Source organism: Streptococcus entericus DSM 14446 (genome assembly GCF_000380025.1).
Classification (GTDB): Bacteria; Bacillota; Bacilli; order Lactobacillales; family Streptococcaceae; genus Streptococcus; species Streptococcus entericus.
Map to the genome: position 1 here is coordinate 278,491 of NZ_KB904155.1, position 26,339 is coordinate 304,829.

Annotated in this window: 23 protein-coding genes; 2 read left to right on the forward strand and 21 right to left on the reverse strand. The window is 46.6% G+C overall.

The window, feature by feature from the left end:
* The first annotated feature begins 3 nt into the window (after window positions 1-3).
* Window positions 4-429: a F0F1 ATP synthase subunit epsilon gene (locus A3GW_RS0101350; protein WP_018367525.1), complete on the forward strand. Its 426-nt coding sequence runs from the start codon at window positions 4-6 to the stop codon at window positions 427-429.
* Window positions 430-466: 37 nt separating this feature from the next.
* Here A3GW_RS0101350 and A3GW_RS0101355 read toward each other — a convergent pair whose 3' ends face one another.
* The 6 genes from A3GW_RS0101355 to trmL all read right to left on the reverse strand — a co-directional run bounded on the left by A3GW_RS0101355 (window position 467) and on the right by trmL (window position 6,865).
* A complete protein-coding gene (locus tag A3GW_RS0101355) occupies window positions 467-724 on the reverse strand; it encodes a DUF896 family protein (RefSeq protein WP_018367526.1) in 258 nt (85 codons plus the stop codon).
* A gap of 276 nt (window positions 725-1,000) precedes the next feature.
* On the reverse strand, window positions 1,001-3,040 hold the full coding sequence (gene glyS, locus A3GW_RS0101360) for a glycine--tRNA ligase subunit beta (protein WP_018367527.1): 2,040 nt from the start codon (window positions 3,038-3,040) through the stop codon (window positions 1,001-1,003).
* Window positions 3,041-3,391: 351 nt separating this feature from the next.
* Window positions 3,392-4,306, reverse strand: coding sequence for a glycine--tRNA ligase subunit alpha (gene glyQ / locus A3GW_RS0101365; RefSeq protein ID WP_018367528.1), 915 nt, complete (start codon window positions 4,304-4,306; stop codon window positions 3,392-3,394).
* A gap of 75 nt (window positions 4,307-4,381) precedes the next feature.
* A complete protein-coding gene (locus tag A3GW_RS0101370; protein ID WP_018367529.1) occupies window positions 4,382-4,648 on the reverse strand; it encodes a hypothetical protein in 267 nt (88 codons plus the stop codon).
* Between the two features lie 424 nt (window positions 4,649-5,072).
* Window positions 5,073-6,221 (reverse strand): N-acetylglucosamine-6-phosphate deacetylase, encoded by a 1,149-nt coding sequence (gene nagA / locus A3GW_RS0101375; RefSeq protein WP_026216537.1) that lies wholly within the window; start codon window positions 6,219-6,221, stop codon window positions 5,073-5,075.
* Window positions 6,222-6,355: 134 nt separating this feature from the next.
* Window positions 6,356-6,865: a tRNA (uridine(34)/cytosine(34)/5-carboxymethylaminomethyluridine(34)-2'-O)-methyltransferase TrmL gene (gene trmL, locus A3GW_RS0101380; protein WP_018367531.1), complete on the reverse strand. Its 510-nt coding sequence runs from the start codon at window positions 6,863-6,865 to the stop codon at window positions 6,356-6,358.
* A gap of 294 nt (window positions 6,866-7,159) precedes the next feature.
* Here trmL and lysS point away from each other — a divergent pair, with 294 nt between their 5' ends.
* The gene (gene lysS / locus A3GW_RS0101385) at window positions 7,160-8,650 is read left to right on the forward strand and encodes a lysine--tRNA ligase (protein WP_018367532.1); all 1,491 of its coding nucleotides are present in this window, start codon (window positions 7,160-7,162) and stop codon (window positions 8,648-8,650) included.
* Window positions 8,651-8,956: 306 nt separating this feature from the next.
* On the opposite strand, the gene A3GW_RS0101390 is transcribed toward lysS, so the two are convergent.
* From A3GW_RS0101390 to A3GW_RS0101460, 15 genes are all read right to left on the reverse strand, one after another.
* Window positions 8,957-9,232: a PspC domain-containing protein gene (locus A3GW_RS0101390; RefSeq protein WP_018367533.1), complete on the reverse strand. Its 276-nt coding sequence runs from the start codon at window positions 9,230-9,232 to the stop codon at window positions 8,957-8,959.
* 75 nt (window positions 9,233-9,307) lie between these two features.
* Window positions 9,308-9,733: a SprT family protein gene (locus A3GW_RS0101395; RefSeq protein WP_018367534.1), complete on the reverse strand. Its 426-nt coding sequence runs from the start codon at window positions 9,731-9,733 to the stop codon at window positions 9,308-9,310.
* Window positions 9,720-11,846, reverse strand: coding sequence for a Tex family protein (locus tag A3GW_RS0101400; protein ID WP_018367535.1), 2,127 nt, complete (start codon window positions 11,844-11,846; stop codon window positions 9,720-9,722). Before A3GW_RS0101400 ends, A3GW_RS0101395 begins: the two co-directional genes overlap by 14 nt.
* Window positions 11,847-12,060: 214 nt before the next feature.
* Window positions 12,061-13,113, reverse strand: a complete 1,053-nt coding sequence (locus A3GW_RS0101405) for an LLM class flavin-dependent oxidoreductase (RefSeq protein ID WP_018367536.1) — start codon at window positions 13,111-13,113, stop codon at window positions 12,061-12,063.
* A gap of 414 nt (window positions 13,114-13,527) precedes the next feature.
* Window positions 13,528-14,331, reverse strand: a complete 804-nt coding sequence (locus A3GW_RS0101410; RefSeq protein ID WP_018367537.1) for an ABC transporter ATP-binding protein — start codon at window positions 14,329-14,331, stop codon at window positions 13,528-13,530.
* A 9-nt stretch (window positions 14,332-14,340) separates the two neighbouring features.
* Complete coding sequence (locus A3GW_RS0101415) at window positions 14,341-15,225, reverse strand: ABC transporter permease (protein WP_018367538.1); 885 nt, start codon at window positions 15,223-15,225, stop codon at window positions 14,341-14,343.
* A gap of 22 nt (window positions 15,226-15,247) precedes the next feature.
* On the reverse strand, window positions 15,248-16,195 hold the full coding sequence (locus A3GW_RS0101420) for an ABC transporter substrate-binding protein (RefSeq protein ID WP_018367539.1): 948 nt from the start codon (window positions 16,193-16,195) through the stop codon (window positions 15,248-15,250).
* A complete protein-coding gene (locus A3GW_RS0101425; RefSeq protein WP_018367540.1) occupies window positions 16,195-17,154 on the reverse strand; it encodes an ABC transporter substrate-binding protein in 960 nt (319 codons plus the stop codon). The genes A3GW_RS0101420 and A3GW_RS0101425 overlap by 1 nt, the downstream gene beginning before the upstream one ends.
* Before the next feature lie 391 nt (window positions 17,155-17,545).
* The gene (gene ldcB / locus A3GW_RS0101430) at window positions 17,546-18,352 is read right to left on the reverse strand and encodes an LD-carboxypeptidase LdcB/DacB (RefSeq protein WP_018367541.1); all 807 of its coding nucleotides are present in this window, start codon (window positions 18,350-18,352) and stop codon (window positions 17,546-17,548) included.
* An 18-nt stretch (window positions 18,353-18,370) separates the two neighbouring features.
* Complete coding sequence (der, locus tag A3GW_RS0101435) at window positions 18,371-19,681, reverse strand: ribosome biogenesis GTPase Der (protein WP_018367542.1); 1,311 nt, start codon at window positions 19,679-19,681, stop codon at window positions 18,371-18,373.
* Window positions 19,682-19,694: 13 nt separating this feature from the next.
* Entirely contained in the window at window positions 19,695-20,594 is a 900-nt protein-coding gene (gene dnaI / locus A3GW_RS0101440) for a primosomal protein DnaI (protein ID WP_018367543.1), read from the reverse strand.
* 1 nt (window position 20,595) lies between these two features.
* Window positions 20,596-21,753 (reverse strand): DnaD domain protein, encoded by a 1,158-nt coding sequence (locus tag A3GW_RS0101445; protein ID WP_018367544.1) that lies wholly within the window; start codon window positions 21,751-21,753, stop codon window positions 20,596-20,598.
* The gene (gene nrdR / locus A3GW_RS0101450) at window positions 21,743-22,231 is read right to left on the reverse strand and encodes a transcriptional regulator NrdR (protein ID WP_018367545.1); all 489 of its coding nucleotides are present in this window, start codon (window positions 22,229-22,231) and stop codon (window positions 21,743-21,745) included. Before nrdR ends, A3GW_RS0101445 begins: the two co-directional genes overlap by 11 nt.
* 105 nt (window positions 22,232-22,336) lie before the next feature.
* Window positions 22,337-25,972 carry a DNA-directed RNA polymerase subunit beta' gene (rpoC, locus tag A3GW_RS0101455; protein WP_018367546.1) on the reverse strand — a complete coding sequence of 1,212 codons (3,636 nt, stop codon included), beginning with the start codon at window positions 25,970-25,972 and terminating at the stop codon, window positions 22,337-22,339.
* A 48-nt stretch (window positions 25,973-26,020) separates the two neighbouring features.
* Window positions 26,021-26,314, reverse strand: coding sequence for a DUF2500 domain-containing protein (locus A3GW_RS0101460; protein WP_018367547.1), 294 nt, complete (start codon window positions 26,312-26,314; stop codon window positions 26,021-26,023).
* Window positions 26,315-26,339 lie beyond the last annotated feature (25 nt).

Here is a 26,339-nt window from a genome sequence, read left to right on the forward strand (position 1 = left end):
TTTATGGAAAAAGAACCAATGACCGTTCAGATTGTCACACCAGACGGGCTCAAATATGATCATCATGCCAATTTTATCACTATCCGTACGCGGTCAGGTGAGATGGGGATTTTACCAAATCACGCCAATACAATTGCGCCCCTAGAGGTACATGAGGTTAAGATTCGGCGAATTGATGATGATAGCCATGTAGACTGGGTAGCCGTTAACGGTGGGATTATCGAAATCAAGAATAATCTGATTACCATTGTTGCTGATTCAGCTGAGCGTGACCGTGATATTGATGTTAGTCGTGCAGAACGAGCCAAACTTCGTGCAGAACGAGCACTCGCCGAAGCCGAGTTGCGTCATCAGACTCATGAGATTGAACGCGCTAAAGTCGCCTTGCAACGAGCTCTTAATCGCATTAGCGTTGGGGAAAAAGAATAAAATCAACCGTGGGTAAACTTGCCCACGGTTTTTATGCTTATGAATTTGGATCGTCAAGACTTCTGCCATGCAAGCCCTTCTCACGCTGCACTTGCCGTAGGCGCTCTGGGGTGATATCATTGCCAGCCTCATCGACAATCTTAATCCCCTCCACATGGGTACGCACGCTGCGTCGGTAGCCTTCGATGTACTCCTCACGCAGGGCAGCCTGCTCAGCCAGCTCGCTTTCCGTCAAGCCTTCGGCTTTTTTCTTTCGAGCCAATTCATTGATTCGATCAATTTTTGCTTGTTCCACTGAAAGTCCCTTTCTTTTTCTTTATTTGATTATCGCCTAGGGTGGTGAGGCACGCAAGGCAAATCATCCCGCCAAATTCTATGGAACTTTGGCTATGATTTGCACTAGCTTGATTGGTCATGTAGTATCGACACGACCAATCAAGCGTCGCGACGGTTCCATTGCTAAATCTGGAACCGAAAATCTCCAGATTTGCCTGTCAGATGTCTGACAATCAGACATCTGATTTTCACCACAGTGGCGATAATCGGTTTCTGTGCTCGCTTCGCTCGCCTTTTACTTGGTATTGAGCTGATTAAATACCGCCACTTGACCTGCCTTCTCCGCCAAAGCATTGAGCAGGGCCAAGCGATTGTTGCGAACCGCCATGTCGTCCGCCATGACCATAGTGTTGTCAAAGAAAGCGTCAATGACTGGGCTAAGAGCAAAGAGCTTGGCTAGGTTATCAGCCATGTCCTCACTCAAACTCAAGCCCTCGACAGCCGCTGCTAAAGCTTTTTCCGCCTCGTTTTCAAAGAGATCGGCTGACAGGTTGACACCTGCTTCTGCTTTCTCCGCCAAGTTAAAGACCCGAGCCAAGCTTTCCACGGCTGACTTGTAGCCGTCCGTCTTAGAGGCTTGGAAAATAGCTGAGCTGGCAGCCAGAAGATCCTTGACCACAAAGGTAGAGCTAGAGAGAACTGCTTCACGGATGTCTTTAGGAATGCTGCTGTCCATCATCTTCTCGATACGGGCAGCAATAAAGCTCATGACATCCGCTTGGTTGGCATAGGTCAGACTATCAAAGTTGAGAGCATACAGCTCTGCTACCAGCTTGTCCAAAGGAACGGTCCAACCAAACTTATCCAAAATCCGCACGATACCAGCGGTCGCCCGACGCAGGGCATACGGGTCGTTTGACCCAGACGGAATCAAGCCCACTGAGAAGAAGGACAGGAGTGTATCCAGCTTGTCAGAAAGCGCCAAGACCGCACCGACTTTTGTCTCAGGCAGCTCACCTTCGGCAGAATTTGGCAGGTAATGCTCACGGATAGCTACTGCCACACCAGCGGTCTCGCCAGCCAAGAGAGCGTATTTCTCCCCCATGATGCCTTGGAGCTCGTCAAATTCACCAACCATGCCGGTCAAGAGGTCGAACTTGTAGATGCTGGCTGCACGGTCAAGGTCTGCCCGCTCCTCGTCAGACAGCTCTGCCATTGCCGCCAAATAATGTGCAATAGTCCTAGTCCGTGCCATGTGCTCGGAAAGACTGCCGATTTTTTCATGGAAGGTGACATTAGCAAGCTTGGCCACCAAGTCCGCAATCGCCAATTTCTGGTCCTCTTTCCAGAAAAATTCGCCGTCTTCCAAGCGTGCCACGAGGACTTTTTCGTTGCCCTTGATGACATTTTCAAGGTGCTGGTCGTTGCCGTTGCGGACAGAGATGAAATTCGGAAGGAGCTTGCCGCTCTTATCCCGCACGACAAAGTAGCGCTGGTGGTTCTTCATGGAGGTCACCAAAACTTCTTCTGGCACGTCCAGATACTTGGCATCAAAGCTCCCCATAAAGGCAGTCGGGTACTCGACGAGGTTGAGCACCTCGCTCAAGAGCTCCTCATCAATATCCACAACCACCCCTTGTGCTGCCTCGATAGCTCTGATTTGACTGACAATCATGCTTTGACGTTCCGCTGGGTCTGCGATGACAAACTGCTCCCGCAGGTCGGCTTCGTAACTGTCAGCAGTCATAATCTCTGTCTCTTTCCCCAAAAAGCGGTGTCCACGACTGATGCGACCAGATGTGATGTCAAGGAAATCCATGTCCAAGGCCACATCATCCACCAAGACCGTCAAGGTGTGGACAGGGCGGATGTATTTGAAAGTGTTTGAGCCCCAAGCCATGCTGACAGGGAAGGTTAAGGATTTGAGTACCTCTGGAATACCTGCCAAGACCGTTTCAGCAGGTTGACCCGCTTCATTTTTGGTCACGTAGACATACTCCTCACCCTTCATCTCCTCAAAGCGAATGTCAGCTGTAGTCAAGCCCTTGCCACGGACAAAGCCTTCGGCAGCCTTGGTAAAGTTGCCATCCGCATCCAAGGCGATTTTCTTAGCAGGTCCTTTGAAGTCTTCAGTCAGGTCAGTCTGCTGGTCTGCCAAGCCACGGATTCGAACCGCCAAACGACGAGGCGTTGAAAAACCTTCGATGGTCTCAAAAGCCAACCGATTCTCCGTCAAGAAATGAGCTACCTTATCACGTAGCTGGTTCATGGCAGGCGTTACGATGTAGGCAGGGATTTCCTCCAAGCCCAGTTCAATCAATACAGTTTTTGTCATGTTTTACCTCAAAAATTCTTTTTGAAATGTCTTTTGGGATAGATTCTGAAGTGGTGGGGGACGCCGGTAAACCGTTGGTTTTGTGGCTAATTTTGGAGCCTAAGGTCTCCAAAATCCCCTCGGACAGAGAGTGGTACAAAGTCTCGCTCTCTCCACCTTATTATCATCAAATAAGCAAGACGCAGTGGCTGAGTGGGCTCTAATACGCTGATTTCATCAGCTTTTATAGCCATACTCAACTGTGCGGAGGTGGGACAACGAAATCGAATTCTGACGAATCAACGATTTCTGTCCCACTCTCTGTCCTGTCACCACGGCGAATCTATCCCAGGATGCTCGCTAGCGCTCGCTCTATTCCTCGTCCGCCAAGAGTTTGGCACGAGTTGCCTCATCTAAAAGCGGATAGCCCAAGCGTTTGCGTTCTGCGACAAAGGTTTTGGCGACCACACGCGCCAAGTTTCGGATACGAGCGATGTAGCCTGCCCGCTCCGTCACCGATACTGCCCCACGCGCATCTAAAAGGTTGAAGGTATGCGAGCACTTGAGTACATAGTCAAAGGCCGGGTGCACCAGATGCTCATCTAGGCAACGTTTCGCTTCGGCTTCAAATTTGTCAAAATTGCTGAGCAACAAGTCTTGGTCACTGACTTCAAAACTGTATTTGGAATGCTCGTACTCTGGCTGGGTGAAGATTTCGCCGTACTTGACCCCACGTGCCCACTCGATATCATAGACCGACTCAACTTCTTGGATATAGGACGCCAAGCGCTCCAAGCCGTAAGTAACTTCAGCAGTGACAGGACCTGTCTCAAGCCCCCCCACCTGCTGGAAGTAGGTGAATTGGGTGATTTCCATACCATCAAGCCAGACTTCCCAGCCCAGACCCGCAGAACCCGTTGATGGATTTTCCCAGTTGTCCTCCACAAAGCGAATGTCATGCTCCAAAGGATTGATGCCTAATTTTTCCAAGGATTGCAAATAAAGCTCTTGGATATTGCTCGGCGATGGTTTCATGACCACCTGAAACTGGTGGTGCTGGTAAAGACGGTTGGGGTTTTCCCCATAGCGACCATCTGCTGGACGGCGAGACGGCTCTACATAAGCCGCATTCCACGGCTCAGGACCGATGGCACGCAAGAAGGTATATGGCGACATGGTCCCCGCCCCTTTTTCCGTATCGTAGGCCTGCATGAGCATACACCCCTGCTCATTCCAAAATTGTTGTAAGGTCAGGATAATCTCCTGGAAAGTCAATTTTTTAGACATAATATTCTCCTTAAAAATAATGTTTAGGACTTGCGATACTCTCATCACTCAACCGATAATGTTTAGTAATTAGAGCTAGCAGAGGGGCTCCGACGGCTCATAGCAGTCCAGCTGTTTCAGATATAAATCCCTCCATACTCGACTATCTGGCGTCAGTACGAGACGAACAGCATTGGTATAGGCTGGGATGAGGCAATCTCTGATAATATGGCTAGCCGCATGAGCAGTCGCCCAAAGAACTGCTTGCGGCAGATCTCTGACCGCATAGGCCTCGGATAGAAACTGAATGTAGTCGACTATGGTCTTATCATACTTAGCCACAAAGGCTTGATAAGATGCCAACTGTTCCTAGCTATCAACAAGATAGAGATAATCCATCGCTCTCCTCTCTAAAGCAAAGAACCCCATCCCACACACTCCTAGCTTAACGCATAGGGGCGTGCGAGACGCGGTTCCACCCTAATTTATGACTTGATTGGTTATCAAATTGTGAACAGAAAGTGCCGACCCAACACCTGTTTCACTTGGCTCTCACCCCCCCAAGCTCGCTTCAGAAACCCTATGATGGTTCTCTTTCCAGTAATTAGTCTATCAAAAAATCTCAATCTTGTCCAGTAACGATTGTTTTCTGCCTTCTTACATACACTCTTTCAATGACAGAACAGTTACACCATGAATCTAAGGTTAATTTTTCCTTCAATCAAAAGACTTCTTAACTTCTCCAAATGGATTAAGACAGATTCAGCCTGATAAACAGGTTAGCAAATTATGCCTGATAAACTTTTTGACCGTCAATATATGTGGCAACCAGATCAAGGTCCTTGGTCAAAACAATGAAATCAGCATCGCGACCGCTCTTAATCTGACCACATTTGTCATCAATCTTGCAGGAAATGGCTGGGATGAGACTGGCCATACGAACGGCTTCGACACGGCTGGCAATGCCCCAATCAGCCACATTTTTGAGCCCTTGGTAAAGTTTGAGGATAGAACCTGCTAAACTAGCTGTGTTATCCTTGAGTCGTGCTGTGCCATTTTCCACGATAACAGGGAAATCACCTAGCATGTAATCACCCTCTGGCATACCGCCAGCTCTCATACAGTCTGTGATTAGCGCCACATGGTCATGGCTTTTTTGTTTAATAAGAATTTCGCAAGCTTTTGGATTGACGTGGTGCCCATCACAAATCAACTCCGCATAGGTGTTTGGAATATCGTAAACTGCACCAACCATACCTGGCTCACGGTGGTTGAGACCGCGCATGCCATTATAGGCATGCACCCAGACACTAGCACCAGCGTAGACCGCTTCCTGAGCTTGAGCAAAGGTCGCATTAGAATGCCCTAGAGCAACAACGACACCTTGATCCGTCACGTGGCGGACAAAGTCTGCAACACCGTTGCGCTCAGGTGCAAGGGCGATTTTAGAAATCAACCCTTGGGCAGAAGCCTGCCACGTTTCAAACTGTTCGATAGATGGGTCGCCCATGTAAGCTGGGTTCTGAGCCCCCTTGAACTCCTCGGTAAAGTAAGGTCCTTCAAAATAAAGCCCTTGAATCTTAGCTCCTTTAGCATGTTTGGCTTGAGCAACCTTGTCACAAACCTCATTGAGAATCTCAAAGGTTGACGTCAAAGTTGTTGGCAAATAGCTAGTCACCCCAGTTGATGGCAAACCTGCTGAAATCGTCTCGATGGCTTCGACACTGTTGTCCATCACATCTGCACCACCAAAGCCATGGATGTGGGTATCCACCAGACCAGGTGCAATGCTATAGCCTGTATAATCTAAAATTTCAGCATCAGCAGGTACTTGAGCTGTCCAGTCTCCAAACACGCCGTCTGTTACTGCGAGATAGCCTCCACGCCGCTCTTCGTAAGGGTAAAAGAAGGAATCTGCTTTTATGTAGTAAGTCATTGAAATCGCCTCCATGTACTTGATATTTCTATTATACTCCTCTTTTTTAGATTTGTAAATGGTCTATACCAAATTTTGAACACTTAAATCCCTATATACCTGCTTTCACACCTAAGATTTGGTTAAATACTTTTCTATTTTAGCTTATCCTGCTCGTAAGTATGAACCAAGTCCAGTCCAGTAAACTGTTGTTGTCTAAGTGCCTCATAGACTAGCAAGCACACAGTATTAGACACATTGAGGCTTCGAACATGATCATCATTCATCGGAATGCGAAGTGCCTTGTCCTCATGTTGTCGCATAAATGCCTCTGGCAGACCCGTATCTTCTCTTCCAAACATAAGGTAGTGATCACCTGATAAGGCAAAATCAGCTTGGTCATAGGTTTTTTGAGCAAATTTACTAATTAAGTACAGGCTGCCTTGACAAGCATCTAGAAACTCTTCTAAACTATCGTAATAATGCACCTCTAGCTTATCCCAATAATCTAGACCAGCTCGCTTCATCTTTTTATCATCAATAGGAAACCCCATGGGCTTGATGATGTGCAGGGGAGAATTAGTTGCAGCACAGGTTCTGGCGATGTTGCCTGTATTTTGTGGAATCTGGGGCTGATAAAGCACAATATGATTACGATAGGTCATCATGTCTCCTTCACAATACAAAAATAGTCACACCGTCCGGAATAACTCAGCAGACAGCGTGACTGGCGGTGCTTCATTAACTTAACTCATAACAGGGAAGAGCTAAATCAACGAATGCTTACTACAAGTATAGACCATCTGACATCATTTGTCAAGACTTCTGCTTACACATGACACAACATATTGCTCAGGAGATATCGAGTTGCATCAGCTCTACTATTTTTCATCAAAAATCGTGCTATCCGGCTAAATTTGTGTTAAAATTAAAGGTAAAGACAATTTTTGGAGGACACTATGTCACATTTGGAAGAATTAAACGACCAGCAGTTGGTTCGTCGTGAGAAATTGCAGGCCTTGATTGAGGCAGGAATTGATCCATTTGGGAAACGCTTTGAACGCACGGCTAATTCCGCAGAGTTGAAGGCTGAGTTTGACGAGAAGAGCAAGGAAGAATTAGAGGAACTCGGTGCAACAGCGGTGATCGCTGGCCGTCTCATGACCAAGCGCGGTAAAGGTAAGGCTGGTTTTGCCCATCTCCAAGACCGCGAGGGACAAATTCAGATTTATGTCCGTAAGGACGATGTCGGCGAAGAGGCCTATGAGATTTTCAAAAAAGCTGACTTGGGCGACTTCCTTGGCATTGAAGGAACTGTCTTCAAAACCAACGTTGGTGAGCTGTCGCTCCATGCGACCAAACTAACCCACCTGTCTAAAGCCCTGCGTCCTCTGCCTGAGAAATTCCACGGCTTGACCGATATTGAAACGATCTACCGTAAACGCCATCTGGACTTGATTTCTAATCGTGAGAGCTTTGACCGCTTCATCACCCGCTCAAAAGTCATTTCTGAAATCCGCCGTTATCTGGACGGTCTGGGCTTTCTCGAAGTGGAAACCCCTGTCCTCCACAATGAGGCAGGTGGGGCGGCTGCTCGGCCATTTATCACTCACCATAACGCCCAAGGCATCGACATGGTACTCCGAATTGCGACTGAGCTCCACCTCAAACGCTTGATTGTCGGCGGTATGGAGAAGGTCTATGAAATCGGTCGGATTTTCCGTAACGAGGGCATGGATGCGACCCACAACCCTGAGTTTACCTCGATTGAAGTCTATGAAGCCTACGCAGACTATGAGGACATCATGAACCTGACCGAGGGCATTATCCAACATGTGGCGAAGAGTGTCAAAGGTGATGCGCCTGTCATCTATCAGGGGACGGAAATCAAGCTCCACGAACCCTTCAAACGAGTACACATGGTGGATGCCATCAAGGAGCAAACAGGCGTGGACTTCTGGCAGGACATGACCTTGGAAGAGGCAACAGCTATTGCTAAGGAAAAACACGTCCCAGTTGAGAAACACTACACGGAGGTTGGGCATATCATCAACGCCTTCTTTGAAGAATTTGTCGAAGATACCCTAATCCAGCCAACCTTTGTTTACGGTCACCCCGTCGCTGTATCACCATTGGCCAAGAAAAATGACGAGGATCCTCGTTTCACTGACCGCTTTGAGCTCTTTATCATGACCAAGGAATACGGCAACGCCTTTACCGAGCTCAATGACCCGATTGACCAGCTGGAGCGCTTCAAAGCGCAGGCAGCAGCTAAGGATCTAGGTGATGATGAGGCAACAGGCATTGACTACGACTACGTTGAGGCTCTGGAATACGGTATGCCACCAACAGGTGGACTCGGTATCGGCATCGACCGCCTCTGCATGCTCTTGACAGACACGACAACTATCCGTGATGTGCTCTTATTCCCTACAATGAAGAACTTGTAGGGTGAATAACAGTTCAGGCACCACAGCAAGTTCATCCCTCGCTTTTGGATTTCCAAGCGAGGGGTTTTTGTTTAATAGTCGGATAAAATATTCACAGTGAAGATGCTGTAAGGCGAGATATTGTTGTCAAAGTAATATTCTTCATTCATGGCTTGGCTTGCTTTGACAACTCGACAGCTGAGTTGATTTTTGCGATGATGGTATTCTGAAAAAGCAACAAAACCACCAATTAGTCATTTTAACTAATCGGTGGTTTCTTGATATCGGCTATCCTGTTATTAGCCTGATTAGCATTAGCCAAAAATTTTACCAAAACCAGCCGTCGTTGTCATCTTTGACAGGCTTGGCTTGTTTGACTTTGCGAGGACCTGTGCCATACTGCTCTTCAAGCAAGTCTTCTTTATATGGCAGAACAAATGCTAGGATGAGATAAATCAGAATTCCCGGTATATGCGTAAAGAAAATAGCTAACATAAACAGCACACGTACCAAGGACAAATCCCAACCAAAACGATCAGACAGACCGGCTAGGACTCCCGAAACGGCTTTTTGCCGACGAAGTTTATAAAATTCTGTTGTCATGACTGACCTCCTCATGTGATGATAAGTCTAGTATAACCGAGGTTTGTCGAAAAAACATCGGTCATAAGACTGATTTTACAAATTCAAGTCTAGCTGACCTAAACATTTGCCACAACGGTACTTGGCTAGATTGATTCGTCGCTGCCTTGAGTAAATCGTCCCGCAAGCTCGGCAACTATAATGATAAGTTGCTTGCCTGCTTGATGGAACAAATCTTAGCCCGTCTACCTGCTTGAGCAAGTCCTTAAAATCTTTATCTCTATGCCGATAGCCCTTCTTTGCGTTATAAAGGTGATAATGGCAGAGCTCGTGCCTGACGATTTTCCGAAAAACAGCTTCGCCATGCTCTTTTAGAACCTTGGGATTGAAGTCCAAATGCCCATCATTTGGAAAGAAGCGACCACCTGTGCTCCTCAATCGGTTATTCCACACAGCCTTGTGGCGAAAAGGAAGACCGAAGTCTTCTAGCGACACTTGCCGAACATAATCATCTAAGTTCATCGAGTGGCACCAAGGACAGATTAACCTTTTGACGATCCTGATCAATCTTAGAAACCCATACCGTCACAATGTCTCCCACCGAGACCTCCTCACTCGGATGCTTGATAAACTGACGGCTCATTTGTGAAATATGAATGAGTCCATCCTCATGAAGACCAATATCAACAAACGCACCAAAGTCGACCACATTTCGAACCGTGCCTTCAAGCTCTTGTCCAATAGTCAAGTCAGAGAGTTCTAAGACATCTTGACGGAGAATTGGTGCTGCAAATTCCTCGCGTAAATCGCGACCTGGCTTGAGCAGATCAGCGATAATGTCCGTTAGCGTCGCTTCACCGATGCCCAATTCATGGGCAGTCTCTGCAATCGGTAAACGCTTGAGTTTCTCTTGAGCAAGCTCATCCAGCTGGGAAATCCCTAGCTTATCAAGCAAGGCTTTCACAGCAGGGTAGCTTTCTGGGTGAACGCCAGTATTATCCAAAATATTATTACTCTCTGGAATACGCAAAAAGCCAGCGGCCTGTTCAAAGGCTTTTGCACCCAAACGGGGCACTTTCTTCAACTCAGTCCGGCTCCTGATGAGCCCGTTTTCTTCACGGTAAGCAACAATGTTATCTGAAATCGTCTTGCTCAGACCAGAGACATGCGATAACAAGGCACTGCTTGCCGTGTTGACATTAACACCGACTTGGTTAACCACCGTCTCGACCACAAAATCCAGATGGTCTGCTAATTTCTTCTGGCTGACATCATGCTGGTACTGGCCGACGCCGATGGATTTAGGGTCGATTTTAACTAGCTCGGCCAACGGGTCTTGGAGCCGTCTGGCGATGGAAATAGCCGAGCGCTTCTCCACAGTCAAGTCTGGAAACTCTGCTCGCGCTTGTTCAGAAGCAGAGTAGACAGAGGCACCGCTCTCGTTGACGATGACATAGGAAACCTCAGGATAATCTGTCAGCACTTCAGCCACAAAAGCTTCACTTTCTCGACTAGCTGTGCCATTTCCAATCGCGATAATCTCTATCGCAAACGCCTCGATAAGCTGCCTCAAATCAGCTTTTGCCCCTTCAATCTGTGCTTTGCTAGCAGGCTTAACTGGATAAATCACCTGAGTCTGTAGGAGCTTACCTGTCTGGTCCACTACTGCTAATTTTGCCCCTGTCCGAAAAGCAGGGTCAAAGCCCAAAACCATTTTCCCTTTGAGAGGAGGAATTAAAAGCAACTGACGGAGATTGGTTGAAAAGAGCTGGATAGCCCCATCTTCTGCCATTTCGAGGAGTTCTGACCAGATGCGTCGTTCAATAGCAGGTAGAATTTTTTTCTTGAGGGCTGATTGGATAATCTGGTCAATGTACTGGTTCTTCTCTTTGAAGCGAGCTGCTAAAAATCGGGTCATTTTGTCCACGTTATGGACAAAACTGAGTTTGAGGATTCCTAGTTTGTCAGCCCTATTGAGCGCTAGAACCCGATACCCCTGCAATTTATTGACAGGTTCTATAAAATCATAATAAATTTGAAAGACTTTTTTCTCATCAGCTTTTTCGTCTTTAAGCTCTGAGGTTAATTGTCCATAGCGCCAAACCTCGTTGTAAACCCATGACCTAACCTTGTGATCATCAGCCAACGCTTCAATTAAAATGTCACTAGCACCTGCTATAGCTTCTTTAGCTGTTGGGTATTGTTCGCTGACAAAAGTTGCCGCCTGTTGACTCAAATCATCAACATTCTGCAAGATGAGACGCGCCAAGGGGAATAGACCTGCTTCCCTGGCTTGTGTTGCCTTGGTACGGCGCTTTTCTTTATAAGGAGCATAAAGTTCCTCGACTTCTGATAACTTTGTCGCCTGCTCGATGGCAGCTTTTAGCTCTTCTGTTAATTTTCCTTGCTCAGCTATTTTACCTAGTACAGTTGCTTGGCGTTCCGCCAATGCCGTCAAACTCTTGTCTAAATCCACAATAGCCTTGATGGCAACTTCATCGAGGTTACCTGTTGCTTCCTTGCGGTAACGAGCAATAAAAGGAATGGTGTTGCCCTCTGCCGTCAAGGCAAGGACTGTTTCAACTTGTGTTGGGCTCACACTCAGGGTGTGAGCAATTTTTTCTTTCTGTTCCATAGGACTATTATATCACATTAAAAGGTAAAAGAAAAAAGCATCAGGTGATGACGAGTGGCAACTAAAAAACACTCGTCACGTCAGTTGTCACAAGTGTTTTATGCATTGACTAAAATTTAACGATTGACTGTCAATGATGCTGAAATCCTGATGCCGTTAAATGATAAGGGTTGACTATTAGTTCCTCCATGCTCATTTGTACTGGCAGATTCATTTACGCTTTCCCAGCAAAATAAGCACGTACCTTTGGTGCAACCTGTTCACCATAAATCCTGATTGCCTTTAGGGTCTCAGCATGTGGCATAGAGCCAATCGGCAAGTGTAGCATAAAGCGATCTAGGTCTAAATCCTCAATCAGGCGAATCATCTTTTCAGCCACGGTATCGGCATCACCGACAAACATGGCGCCATCTGGTCCAACTGCACTGTCATAATACTCACGAGTCAGTGGTCGCCAGTAAGGGCGTGTCCGCCCAATATTATCGGAAGCAATTTTAGTCGGTAGGAAATAATCTTCGACAGCTTGCTCTGTTGTTTCAGCCAACCATCCCCACGAATGGGCAGCAATTTTTAACCGATCACTATCATGCCCTGCTTGCTGACCAATCTCTCGATAAGCTTTGGTTAGTTGTTTGAAGGCTCTGGGATTGCCACCGATAATGGCGTAAGCAATCGGTAAACCTTTTTCTGCAATCTTGACAGTCGAAGCCGCATTACCGCCAGTCGCTACCCAAATCGGAAAGTCTTTTTGCACAGCACGAGGTAAAACTGGCTTGTTATCAACGGTTTGGGTATGCTTTCCTGTCCAATTCAGATAGGTAGAGTCTTTAATCGCTAAAAGCATCTCCAATTTTTCATCGAACAGTTCTTCATAATCTTTCAAATCATAGCCAAATAGCGGAAAACTTTCTGTAAATGATCCTCGACCAGCCATAATCTCTGCTCTGCCATTTGACAAGGCATCAATGGTGGCATACTGCTGGTAAAGGCGAACTGGATCAATAGAGGACAAAACGGTCACCGCAGAACTCAAGCGAATGTGCTTGGTCTTAACCGCACCAGCAGCAAGGACAATCTCTGGTGCAGAAACCGCAAAATCTTCTCGATGATGCTCCCCAATGCCATAAAAATCAAGACCAACCTGATCCGCTAATTCAATCTCCTCAACCAAATCACGCAGGCGCTGGTCATGAGCCAAGGGCTTTCCTGTGCCAACCAGTTCAGACGTGTCACCAAATGTTGAAATACCTAACTCGATCTGTTTCATGCATAAACTCCTTAGTTATATGATGGGTATTATTTTATCACTATGTAGTGATTAAGTCAATTCATTTGCTCAGTTCTGATGGCCGAAAATAAAAAGTGGAAAGCAACCGTTCATTCAATAAGGTGTATTCCAGACCGACACAGTTGAATAAGTTAACGAACTCAGCACATCAGAGGTACTCAGCCACTGCTCCCTGATTAATTAACTGGAATAAAACGAAGAGACTAGGATTTCCCCAGCCTCTCCTAATCCTATCTGACGAGTGACTCACGCGCAGTCACTCCGTTGGAAATACGCTATCAAAGCTTTACAGACTAGCGGTTAAAGCTGTGCTTGATTTGCATGACCTCCCTTTGACCAACACCAGACGGCTGCTCAAAAGATAATCCAACACGCTTGTTCACACTTTTCCGCTTAACTTAAAACGAGCTCATCGCTAGCCAAACGTTCACCACTATTTTTGTGGAAAAGCTCCAGCAAATCTGAAACTGTCAGCTTCTCTTTTTCCTGACCAGAAATATCCACCACAATATTCCCTTGATGAAGCATGATCAAGCGATTGCCATAGCGAATAGCGTGTTCCATGTTATGGGTAATCATCAGGGTCGTCAATCGGTGGCCTGTCACAATCTTATCCGTCAGTTGCATCACCATATCGCTGGTCTTAGGATCAAGGGCAGCTGTGTGCTCATCCAGCAAAAGGAGCTGTGGTTTAACCAAGGCAGCCATCACCAGAGTGAGCGCTTGCCGCTGACCGCCTGATAGAAATGCCGTGTCGACCTTGAGGCGATCTTCTAACCCTAGACCTAACTCTGCTAATTCTTGGCGAAATAGCTCGCGCTGGCTCTGTTTAACTCCCTTAGTCAGCCCTCTAGCTTGACCGCGTTTGTAGGCGATAGCCATATTCTCCTCAATGGTTAGACGAGAAGCTGTCCCCATCTTAGGGTCTTGAAAGACCCGACTAATCATCTTTGCCCGCTTAGCGACAGGCAAATCCTTAATGCTTTTACCACCAAGTAGGATATCCCCCTGATCAATGGGTAATGTGCCTGCTAAACAGTTCATCAAGGTCGACTTGCCTGCCCCATTCCCTCCAATTACGGTGATAAAATCGCCCTCTTCTGCGATCAAATTAAGGCCTCTCAAGACATGGTTTTCATTGATTGTTCCTGCTTCAAAGGTTTTATGGATTGCTCTTAATTCTACAAGTTGTGTCATCTCATTCTCCTATCTTACACGAGGCTGTCTCAGTTTTAGCTTATCTTGGACTTCTGGCACATAGAGCACCACCGCTAGTAAGCCCGCTGAAAAGAGTTTGACCATATCTGCATCAACACCTGGCAAAGAGAGAATAGCCAGCAAAATTAGACGATAAATCACCGCACCAACAACGATAGAAACCAGACGCCAACCCAAGGTTAAATGACGAATCAACACTTCTGCGATGATAATAGAGGCTAGACCGATAACAATCGTCCCAACACCTGAATTGATGTCTGCATAGCCATTATTCTGTGCCAACAGCGCACCACATAAGGCAATCAAGCCATTTGACAGGGCATAAGCAATAATTTTCATATTATCCGTATTGATGCCATTGGCCGCACTCATGGGAATATTGTCCCCTGTCGACCGTAGGGCTAAACCAAGTTCTGTATGAAGCAAACCAATAAGACCTGCTAGGATAATGCTTAGGGTCATCAAGCCAATCACCATCACTGCTCCTGTCTTGTCTAGACCAAATTCTCGCAGGCGACTGACCAACGTTTCCTGCTGAAGAAGAGCTAGATTAGCCTTGCCTAGAACCTTGAGATTAACCGAATACAGACCAGTCAGGACGACAATCCCTGTCAAAAGACTAGGTAGCTTCATCTTGGTATGTAATAAACCTGCTACCACACCAGCTAATGCACCGCCAACCGCAGCGAGCAAGGTGGCCAGAATAGGGTCGACACCATTGACAATCGCAATGGCACAAATTGCGCCGCCAAGTGGGTAAGTTCCCTCAGCAGTCAAATCCGCGATGTCCAAGATGCGAAAGGTCAGATAAACACCAATAACCATAACCGCCCAGAGTAATCCCTGTGAAATTGTTGATAAGATAAGTGACATCAAAAAGCCTTCTTTCTAAGATTTAGTTAGTCGTAAGAGCTGAAAGGTCAAGGTCCAGCTTGTCTGCCATATCCTGATTGACATAGAGTTCTAAATGCTCAGGTAACTCAACTGACAGACGAGCAGGTTGTTCCCCAGATAGGATTTTAACCGCTTGACGAGCGGTTTGAGCACCTAGTTTTTGGTAATCCGTTCCGTAGGTGAGAAGTCCACCGACTTTCACCATATCAATAGAACCCCCAACAATCGGTACCTTCTTCTCAATGGATAATTGCCCCAACAGCGCCATGGTTGATGCAATGGTGTTATCTGTCGGCACAAAAACCACATCAACTGTTGACATTAAGCTACTCGCTGCATCTTGAACATCATTGGTGCTTGAAATGCCTTTTTTATCGACGGTGTAACCTGCTGCTTTAAGGGCTTCTTCTGCCTGTTTGACCTGAACTTCCGAATTGGATTCATTGGTGGTATAGAGGATACCGACTTTTTTGGCAGATGGCAGAGCTTGTTTGATGAGCTCAACTTGCTTACCAATCGGTGCTTGGTCACTCGTGCCAGTCAAGAGACCGCCAGGTTTTTCCAAACTCTCAACTAAGTCTGCCGATGCAGGATCCGTCACAGCTGTAAACAAAATCGGCGTCTCTGTGCTTGCTAGAGCCAAAGACTGAGCCGCAGGAGTTGCGATACCAAGTACCAAATCACTATCTGCAACCAGTCGCTCAGATATGGTCTGAAGTTGTGATTGATCCCCTTGGGCATTTTGATAATCCCACTCGATCGTGTAACCCTGCTGTTCTAATTCTGTTTCAAATCCCTGACGGGCTGCTGTCAAAGACTCATGCTCGACATATTGGAGAATGCCGACTTTAACAGTCTTTCCTGATGAGGAACCACTATCCGTCTGCTGACAAGCTGCCAGGGTCACTGCTAACAAACCAACGCTCAAATACTTAACTAAATCTTTCATTATTTTTCTTTTCCTATCTGTTTAATTGTTTCTGGGTTAAGCCCAAGTAATTTTGCCATATCTTCATTAACTGCAATACTAGTAGCATCTGGGCTTTTAACGCTTAACTCAGAGGGCTTTTCCCCTTTTAAAATCTGCACCGCTAATTCTCCAGCTTGTTTTCCAACGGCTTTAAAATCAACTCCTGAGGTCAATAAAACACCTTCTAACACCGCTTCATCACTACCAAGAGCAGGAACCTTTGCTTCTCTTAAGACATCACCTATCGTAGCAATGGTTGAAGCAACTGTATTATCTGTTGGGAGGTAGATGGCATCAACTTGAGTTGCCAGCTGACTCATCACCTGTTGCACATCATTGGTGCTGGTCACGGTTTTTTCAATAATTTCTAAACCTTGTTGTTCTAAGGCTTTTTTTGCCACCTTAGCCTGCGATTCTGAGTTCACCTCACTGGAATTATAAAAGATGCCAATTTTTTTGGCTGTTGGAAACAGTTTGGTGAGTAGTTCAACTTGTTTAGCCACATCTAGAGCATCTGTCGACCCCGTCATATTGCCGCCAGGTTGCTCCAAACTCTTGACCAAACCAGCTGCTACAGGGTCAGTGACTGCGGTAAATAGAGCAGGTGTGCTATCATCGACAGTCAACAGACTTTGAGCAGCAGGCGTGGCAATGGCAAGATGGAGATCATTTTGCCCAGCCAGTTTCTCAACCATCGTTTGGAGATTACTCTGATCAGCCTGAGCATTTTGCAAGGTTACCTTGAGGTTATCTCCTTCTGTGTAACCAGCTTCTTGTAGGGCTTCTAAAAAGCCTTCACGCGCCGCATCGAGGGCAGGATGTTCAGCATACTGGATAATCCCCAGCTTCACTTGATCATCTGTCATTTTCCCACAAGCAGCTAAGACAACCGCTCCAAAACTCATAACGACGAGCATTTTTAAGGACTTCAAAAACATCATTTTCCTCTTTCTATTCATTAAAGCACAACAGAAAACCACTTAGAAAATTCTAAGTGGTTAACCGAGGATTGTATAAAACATACAAAACAGGTAGGCCTGTCCACTTAGATTTTTTCATCTATGTGGACAAACAACTCAAATAGCCATGACCCCATAGATACAAACAACTGTTTGGTCTGTTTGCATCTATGCCTGGCATAAACACAAACACTATCTAAAGTAGCCATAGTAAAATGCTGCTGCGACGGTGATCGTGCGGTTGGTTAGCATACCTTTTTCCTCCTTGATTTATTTTTTATTATTCTATGCCTTTTTTTCTCGTTTGTCAAGCTTTTTTGACATTTTTTTATGTTGAGGTGATTGCCAAGTGGTCGACAGCAACAATGACTTAATAGTCACCGCCTTCAACTCCGTAATACTCTTCTAGGGTGAGGCCTGATTGGTAAATCGCAGTGGCTTCCTGACCGATGTAGCGAACATGCCAGCTCTCAGCCATATAACCCGTGATATTCTCCTTGCCTGGCAAGTAGCGCACCACAAAACCATAGTGGTGAGCATTGTTTGCCAACCATTGACTGGCAGCAGGCTCTTCCAGAAGCTGCCCTGAAGCATCTAAAACATCAAAAGCCAAACCTGTCTGGTGTTCACTGTAGCCTGGTCTGGCCGAATAACGGTCAGCAGCGGCTTGTCCATCTTGATTAACATAGCTCTGATAGAGACTGGCTTGATAATCATAACTTCTAAATCCGCTGTAATTGTCCGACACACTAAAACCTGCTGCTCGCATGGCGCCCAAAAGCTCCCTAAAGGCAGCCCCAGCTACCCCATCTTCACCAGGATTATAATCGGCTGCCAAAGGGTGTTTCTTATTGACAATAATCACATCGCCATATTTGCCACGAACACTGTGGTAAGAACCCGTTGATGGAGTGCTTGCTGCTTGAGAAGCAGCTGTTTCAGTCTCAGGCTTGTCTTCAGAGACAGGGGTATTTTCTTGAGAACTTTTTGGGCTCTCTTGGGACATGGCAGAGCTGTTAGACGATGATTGGCCCTGAGCTTTTTGACTGTCTGCTACTTTAGACACTGTGGCTGACGAGGCTGACGATTTAGCTGTTGACATCGTTTCCGCTTGCTTTTTCCCACAGGCAGTCAACAAAATCAAGCCACAAGCCAAAATGATAACCTTACTTTTCATCAGATTTCCCTTTCTCTGCTACTGCCGCTTACGTGCAATCAGATGGATTGGGGTTCCTTCAAACTTGAAAGCGGCGCGGATTTGGTTTTCTAAGAAGCGCATATAAGAGAAGTGCATGAGTTCTTCCTCGTTGACAAAAACAACGAAGGTCGGTGGCTTGATCGCCACTTGGGTGGCGTAAAAGATTTTCAGTCGTTTGCCCTTGTCGGTCGGTGTCGGATTGATCGCAACAGCATCCATGATGACGTCGTTGAGCACTGCAGATGGGATACGCGTGTTTTGGCTTTCAGAAATCCGCTTAATCAGCTCTGGTAACTTGTGCAGGCGTTGCTTGGTCACAGCTGACACAAAGATAATCGGTGCATAAGACAGGAACTGGAAGTTATCTCGAATATCGGCCTCCCACTGACTAACGGTGTGGTTGTCTTTTTCCAAGGTGTCCCACTTGTTCACCACGATGATGAGACCTTTTCCGGCCTCATGGGCAAAGCCAGCAATCCGCTTATCGTACTCACGAATGCCTTCTTCGGCATTGATGACGAGCAAGACCACATCTGAGCGGTCAATGGCCCGCATGGAGCGCATGACAGAGTATTTCTCCGTATTCTCGTAGACCTTACCAGATTTGCGCAGGCCTGCGGTATCAATCATGATGTACTCTTGCCCCTCGCTATCGGTAAAGCTAGTGTCGATAGCATCGCGCGTTGTCCCTGCAATCGGGCTAGCAATCACACGGTCTTCTCCCAAAATGGCGTTAATTAGGCTTGACTTGCCGACATTTGGACGACCAATCAGGCTGAATTTGATGATGTCTGGGTTTTCTTCGGCTTCTTCTGTTGGCAGATTGTCCACGATGGCATCCAAGACGTCACCTGTCCCAATCCCGTGGACAGACGACACAGGGTAGGGATCACCCAGCCCCAGTGAGTAGAAATCGTAAATTTCGCTTCGCATCTCGGGGTTGTCAACCTTGTTAACTGCTAAGATAACAGGCTTATTGGTCTTGTAGAGGATCCGTGCCACATACTCATCGGCATCAGTCACACCTTCTTTACCTGACACAACAAAGACGATAACATCAGCCTCCGTCATAGCAATGTCTGCTTGGTGCTTGATTTGCTCCATGAATGGCGCATCAACATCGTCAATACCGCCTGTATCAATAATGGAAAATTTGCGGTTGAGCCAGTCAGCTGTCGTGTAAATACGGTCACGCGTCACACCTTCCACGTCTTCAACGATGGAAATTCGCTCCCCTGCGATACGATTAAATAACGTCGATTTTCCTACATTAGGGCGCCCGACGATGGCGACGGTTGGTAAAGCCATGTGTTCTCACTTTCTAGCGTCGATTTTTCCCCAAAAGATGGAGCTCGTTAGCCACGGCACGAATTCGTTCCAAAACTCGTTTGGCCTGCCAAGTTTCATCCCCTTGCTTGCTTTGAGCTAATTTTTTCTCTAAATCCTCTAAACTGTAATTGGACGTGAAAAAAGTAGGCAATTCCTCCAGCATACGGTATTGCAAAATGACCTGTAAGACGTCATCACGCACCCAGCTGGTTGAAGTTTCCGCACCGATATCATCTAATATCAGAACGGGAGCAGCCTTGACATCATCAATTTTCTCCTTGACAGAGCTTGTCGAGATGGCATTTTTGACATCAACCACAAAGGTCGGGTAGTGAAGCATGGTCACTGCCACACCTTTTTGGACGGACAGTTCTCTAGCTAAACCAGCTAGCAAGAAGGATTTCCCTACTCCCATATTCCCGTAAAGATAAATGCCTTTTTGAACATTTGGATAAGCTTGCAAAAACTGACTCAGCTCTGCCAATAACGTAATACGGTTAGGATCACTAAAATCAATATCTGAAAAACTGATGTGCTGATAGGATTTTGGGAGATTGATCAGCTTGATACGGTCTGTTGCCTCTACTTGTTGCTGACGATTGATCAGTTCTTTTGTTTCACGATAGGCCACATCAGCATAGCCCTCATTCATCACCAAAATTGGCTCATAACCTTTGGCTAAATAGTCTGATGATTGGCTGATGAAACGCTCTTTTTCTTGGCGGTACTGGTTGAATTTGGGCAGGCTTCGTTCAATCGTTGCCCGATCCAGCTGATGAGTCACGATAAAGTTAGCGACATCAGGATGGGCCAGAACATCCTGCAAGACCTGTTCTTGGTCTTGCAAAAATTTTGGCATCTTACTTGATAAGGTGTCTCCAATTTTTTTCATCTTATTCCTCCCTTCCTGATTGTCCCAACATCTGACGTTTTAGCTCTTCTAGTTGCTCTTGCTCTTCTTGACTGGACTCCGTTTTATAGTCTTGATGACTCCAGCTTGGCACATTGGTTTGATGGTTGCTGCCGGCCTTTGGTTTAGCGGATGACTGTGGCTTTTGTTGCCAATAAAGCAGAGCTTGCTCTCCTGTTTTGATGCCCTTATAGGAAAAATCATTGGCAATCTTCATCAAATAAACCTTGTTAAGATTAGCAGACTTGGTGCGTTGTAAGGTGTAGAGCACCATGAGATTGATCACGTCATCTAAAAAGCCCATCTGTGCCAATTCGCGTAGCAACTGGCGCTCCTGATCGGTGACCATCGCCTTTCTCATTTTTTTCAAGGTAGACAGGTAAACTTCTGGAACATGGTTTTGCGCCGTTTTTAGAGCAGCTTGTTCCTCACGAGTTAGACCAGTACTCTGACTCGGTTGCTCTTGCTGTTCCTGCTTAGCACGCAAGCGAACCAGTGATAGTTGACCCTTAACTGCTGTGGCTTTGGCTAACTGATAAGTATCAAACCAGGTCAGACCATTCTCCTCAGCAAAATGATAAAGACCTAAGACATCCGTTTGTTCATTGTCAAAATAGAGACCATCTCGTCTCATCAGCTGCTTGAAATGCTCGAGATCAAAGTTAATATCAGCTTGTTTGGGATGATGGTAGACCTCTCCGCGATCAGAAAATACTTCTGAAAAGCGTTTGGTCTGATCAACGGCCTCGACTGGCAAGGCCATTTGTAAATCTTCCACAGCAACTTCCCCAATATAGCTGCTTAGCAGGCTACGATAAACAGCATTATTCAGAAAACTTTCCCTATCCAAGGGGCTGTTAAGCTTGATCAAATAGGTTTGATGGTGTTGATAAAACTTGATTAAGCCTAAAGCCCCCAGTTTATCAAAAGCAGTCCGTAAACGGTCAAATCCAAACTGCAAGTGGTTAAGCAGTTCGGTAAAAGGGTGCAATGCTCTGCCATTATCAAAAAAATGAACCAGATAATTGTACACCAAATAAGCGTCTGCACCCATAAGCGGCTGATAAAGTTGTAACAAACTAGCCTGATCAGGGTAGACACAGTTATTTTTTAGATAGGAGAAGGTATCGTTAGGCTTCATCGGAACGCCGTCCCTTCTTGCTACGAACCCTCTTGGTAATCTGTTGCAATAATTCCTCAATCTCGTCAACGTCCTTAAAGCTCCGATAAACAGAGGCGAAACGAACGTAGGTGATTTCGTCTAATTCTGCCAGCTCATCCATAACAAGATTGCCGATATGGGTCGAGGGGACCTCACGTTCAAAGGTCTGACGCAAAGACTGTTCGATGCGGTCAACAACGCCCTCTAGGTCATCGCTAGAGACAGGGCGTTTCTGGGCACTACGCAAAATACCGTTAAAAATCTTATCCCGAGAAAACTCTTCTCGCGTCCCATCTTTTTTTATCACCAACAAGGGTATTTCTTCCAATCGCTCAAAAGTTGTGAACCGATTTTGACACTCATCGCAAGACCTGCGACGACGGATGGCTGTGCCTTCTTCCGCTTGACGACTATCGACAACACTTGATTTGGTGCAATGGCATTTCGGACAACGCATAGTCCCCTCCTTGATGGCTTTATTTGTTTTATTATAACATAAAATACCCCTAAATACTAGAAAACAAAAACCTATCTTGCCTAAGCAAGATAAGTTTTGTCAGAACTATTCTGAAACAGTTTCGGTAACCTCAACTGGTGCAATATCTTCTAAGATTTCGATATCGTTGACTGCTTGAGGTTCAATGTTGCGATAACGGAACATACCAGTACCAGCTGGAATGGTCTTACCGATGATAACATTCTCCTTGAGACCCAGCAAGTGGTCACGTTTACCACGGATAGCGGCATCAGTGAGGACACGAGTTGTCTCTTGGAAGGATGCGGCAGAAAGGAAGGAATTAGTCTCCAGAGAGGCTTTGGTAATTCCCATCAGCACAGGACGAGCGGTTGCTGGGATTTGTCCAGCAATCACGTACTCCGCATTGGCATCAGTAAAGTCTGCGATGTCCATTAGAGTACCAGGCAGAAGGTCTGTATCCCCTGGATCCATGACACGTACTTTGCGGAGCATTTGACGCACCATCACCTCAACGTGTTTGTCACCGATTTCTACCCCTTGGCTGCGGTAAACTTTTTGTACTTCCGCAAGGAGATAGGTCTCTACAGAAAGGGTATCACGGACTTCTAACAAGCGTTTTGGCTGGATAGACCCTTCTGTCAGCGCTTGACCACGGTTGACAAAGTCACCTTCGTTGACTGTCAGACGAGCGGTGAACGGTACTTGGTACTCACCCATGCCAGTCTGGCCTTTGACGTAGACCTTCTTGGTCCGAGTGCTAGCGTCTTCGTCGATTTGTACCACTTCACCTTTAACTTCGGTGATGACCGCTTCCCCTTTAGGGTTACGGGCTTCAAAGATTTCTTGGATACGTGGCAAACCTTGGGTGATGTCGGTATTTGAGGCCACACCACCCGTGTGGAAGGTCCGCATGGTCAACTGGGTACCAGGCTCACCGATGGATTGAGCGGCGATAGTACCAACTGCTTCACCAACTTCAACCGCATCACCAGTCGCCAAGTTGATACCGTAACAATGACGGCAGACACCGTGACGGGTGTTACATGTAAAGACGGAACGGATGGTGACTTCTTCAACACCAGCTTGGCTGATTTCAGCCGCCTTAGCTTCCGTAATCAACTGATTAGGACCGATGATAACCGCACCTGTTTCAGGATGCTTAACTGTTTTCTTGGTGTAACGACCAGCCAAGCGCTCCTCGAGGGTCTCGGTCACTTCCTTACCGTTGGTAATAGCTGTGATGGTCAAGCCACGATCAGTTCCACAGTCATCCTCACGAATGATAACATCCTGCGCCACATCAACCAGACGGCGAGTCAGGTAACCTGAGTCCGCAGTCTTGAGGGCTGTATCGGTCATCCCCTTACGAGCACCGTGGGTGGAGAAGAACATCTCGAGTACCGATAGACCCTCACGGAAGTTAGACAGGATTGGCAATTCCATGATACGACCGTTTGGCGCCGCCATCAGACCACGCATACCGGCCAGCTGGGAGAAGTTTGAGATGTTACCACGAGCTCCAGAGTCCATCATCATAACGATTGGGTTCTTCGGATCTTGGGTTTCAACCAAGCGTTTTTCCAGAGCTTCCTTGGCCTCACGCCAAGTAGTCGTAACAGCGATATAACGATCCGTATCGGTCATCAAACCACGACGGAAGGCCAGATTAAGCTGCTCCACTCGGTCGTGCGCTTGTTCGATAATCTCTTGCTTGTTGTCAATGACAGGAATATCCGCCACACCAACCGTCAAGCCAGCAAGGGTAGAATGATGGTAACCCAAGTCTTTCAAGCGGTCAAGGAAGGCAGACGTTTCTGTCGTTCTCAAGCGTTTGAAAGTCTCTGCAATGATATGCCCTAGATTTTTCTTTTTAAATGGTTGGTTCAATGGCAGAGCTTTAATGACAGCTTTAATATCTTGACCAGATTCCAGGAAGTACTTATCTGGTGTCCCGTCAGTCAGATTAGCCATCGTTGGCTCTTGCAGATAAGGCAGGTCATCTGGGATAACTTTGTTAAAGATGATTTTCCCAACCGTTGTCATCAAAATCTTATGACGCTGGTCATCTGTCCAAGGCTTATCAGGCATACTATCAACAGCGATACCAACACGGCTGTGCAGGTGAACAACACCATTTCGCCAAGCCATAACAGCCTCATCATAGTCCTTGAAGACCATGCCTTCACCTTCGCGACCCTCGTCTTCCATGGTCAAGTAATAGTTACCAAGAACCATGTCCTGAGATGGCGTTACAACTGGTTTACCATCTTTAGGGTTGAGGATGTGTTCCGCCGCCAACATCAGGAGACGAGCTTCTGCCTGTGCTTCTTCAGATAATGGCACGTGAATAGCCATCTGGTCACCGTCAAAGTCGGCGTTGTAGGCCTCACACACCAACGGGTGTAGACGAAGCGCACGTCCGTCGATTAGGACAGGCTCAAAGGCCTGAATTCCCAAACGGTGAAGGGTCGGTGCGCGGTTAAGGAGCACTGGGTGTTCTTTGATAACCTCTTCCAAAATATCCCAGATGCGCTCATCGCCACGTTCCACCATACGTTTTGCCGCCTTGACGTTTCCAGCCAAGTCACGAGCAACGATTTCTCGCATGACGAATGGTTTGAAGAGTTCAATCGCCATCTCACGTGGGACACCACATTGGTACATCTTCAAGTTTGGTCCAACAGCGATAACGGAACGCCCTGAAAAGTCAACCCGCTTACCAAGTAGGTTTTGACGGAAACGCCCTTGTTTACCTTTGAGCATGTGGCTGAGGGATTTTAGAGGACGGCTACCAGGTCCTGTGATCGGACGACCACGTCGACCGTTATCAATCAAAGCATCAACCGCCTCTTGCAACATCCGTTTTTCGTTCTGCACAATGATGCCTGGGGCATGAAGCTCCAAAAGACGAGCCAAGCGGTTGTTACGGTTGATCACACGACGGTAGAGGTCATTGAGGTCAGAGGCCGCGAAACGACCACCATCCAGCTGCACCATTGGGCGCAAATCTGGTGGAATAACTGGCAGGATGTTAAGGATCATCCATTCTGGCTTGTTACCAGACTTGTGGAAAGCATCCAGCACATCCAAACGACGAACGATTTTCACACGTTTTTGCCCTGTTGCTGATTTTAGCTCTTCCTTTAGAGCAGCAATTTCAGTTGGCAAATCCACTTGCTTGAGCAAGTCTTGGATGGCTTCTGCCCCCATTTTGGCCACGAAAGAGCCGTGACCGTACTCCATGAGTTTTTCACGGTATTCGCGTTCGGTCAAAAGAGATTTGTGCTCAAGCGGTGTTTCCATCGGATCGATAACCACGTAGGCCGCAAAATAGATCACCTCTTCCAACGCACGTGGGCTCATATCCAAGGTCAAGCCCATCCGAGATGGGATACCTTTAAAATACCAGATGTGAGAAATCGGCGCCTTGAGTTCAATGTGTCCCATGCGTTCACGACGGACCTTGGCACGAGTGACTTCAACACCACAGCGGTCACAGACAATGCCCTTGTAACGAATACGTTTGTATTTGCCACACGCACACTCCCAGTCTTTGGTCGGTCCAAAAATGACCTCATCAAAGAGACCTTCGCGCTCTGGTTTTAGGGTTCGGTAGTTGATAGTTTCTGGCTTTTTCACTTCACCATAGGACCATGAACGAACCTTGCTGGGTGATGCCAGAGTGATTTGCATACTTTTAAAACGATTTACGTCAACCACTACATTTTACCTTTCTTAATTTCTGCTATACAAAAGAATAAGGAACATTTATCTTGTTTCAAAGGATATTAGCTGAGAGCCCTTGGTGATTAACAAACCTTGTTGTCCCTCGACAAACTGGTCATAGAGCCCTTTTGAAACATCGCGAGTCAACTGGTGACCCCTGCTATCTTCAAGAACCAAAAAGCAACGTGAACGTGGGAACAAGGTGAGGAGGTTATACTTTTTGAACTTCCTCACCACCCTGACCTCTCGTTGATGAATCGATGCTTTTTTGTCTTTCAAATACAACAAGACCTGCAATAAGATACAAACAGCTAATGGTAATACAACTCTTTCCATACACTAATGTCCTTCTCAACTCGCA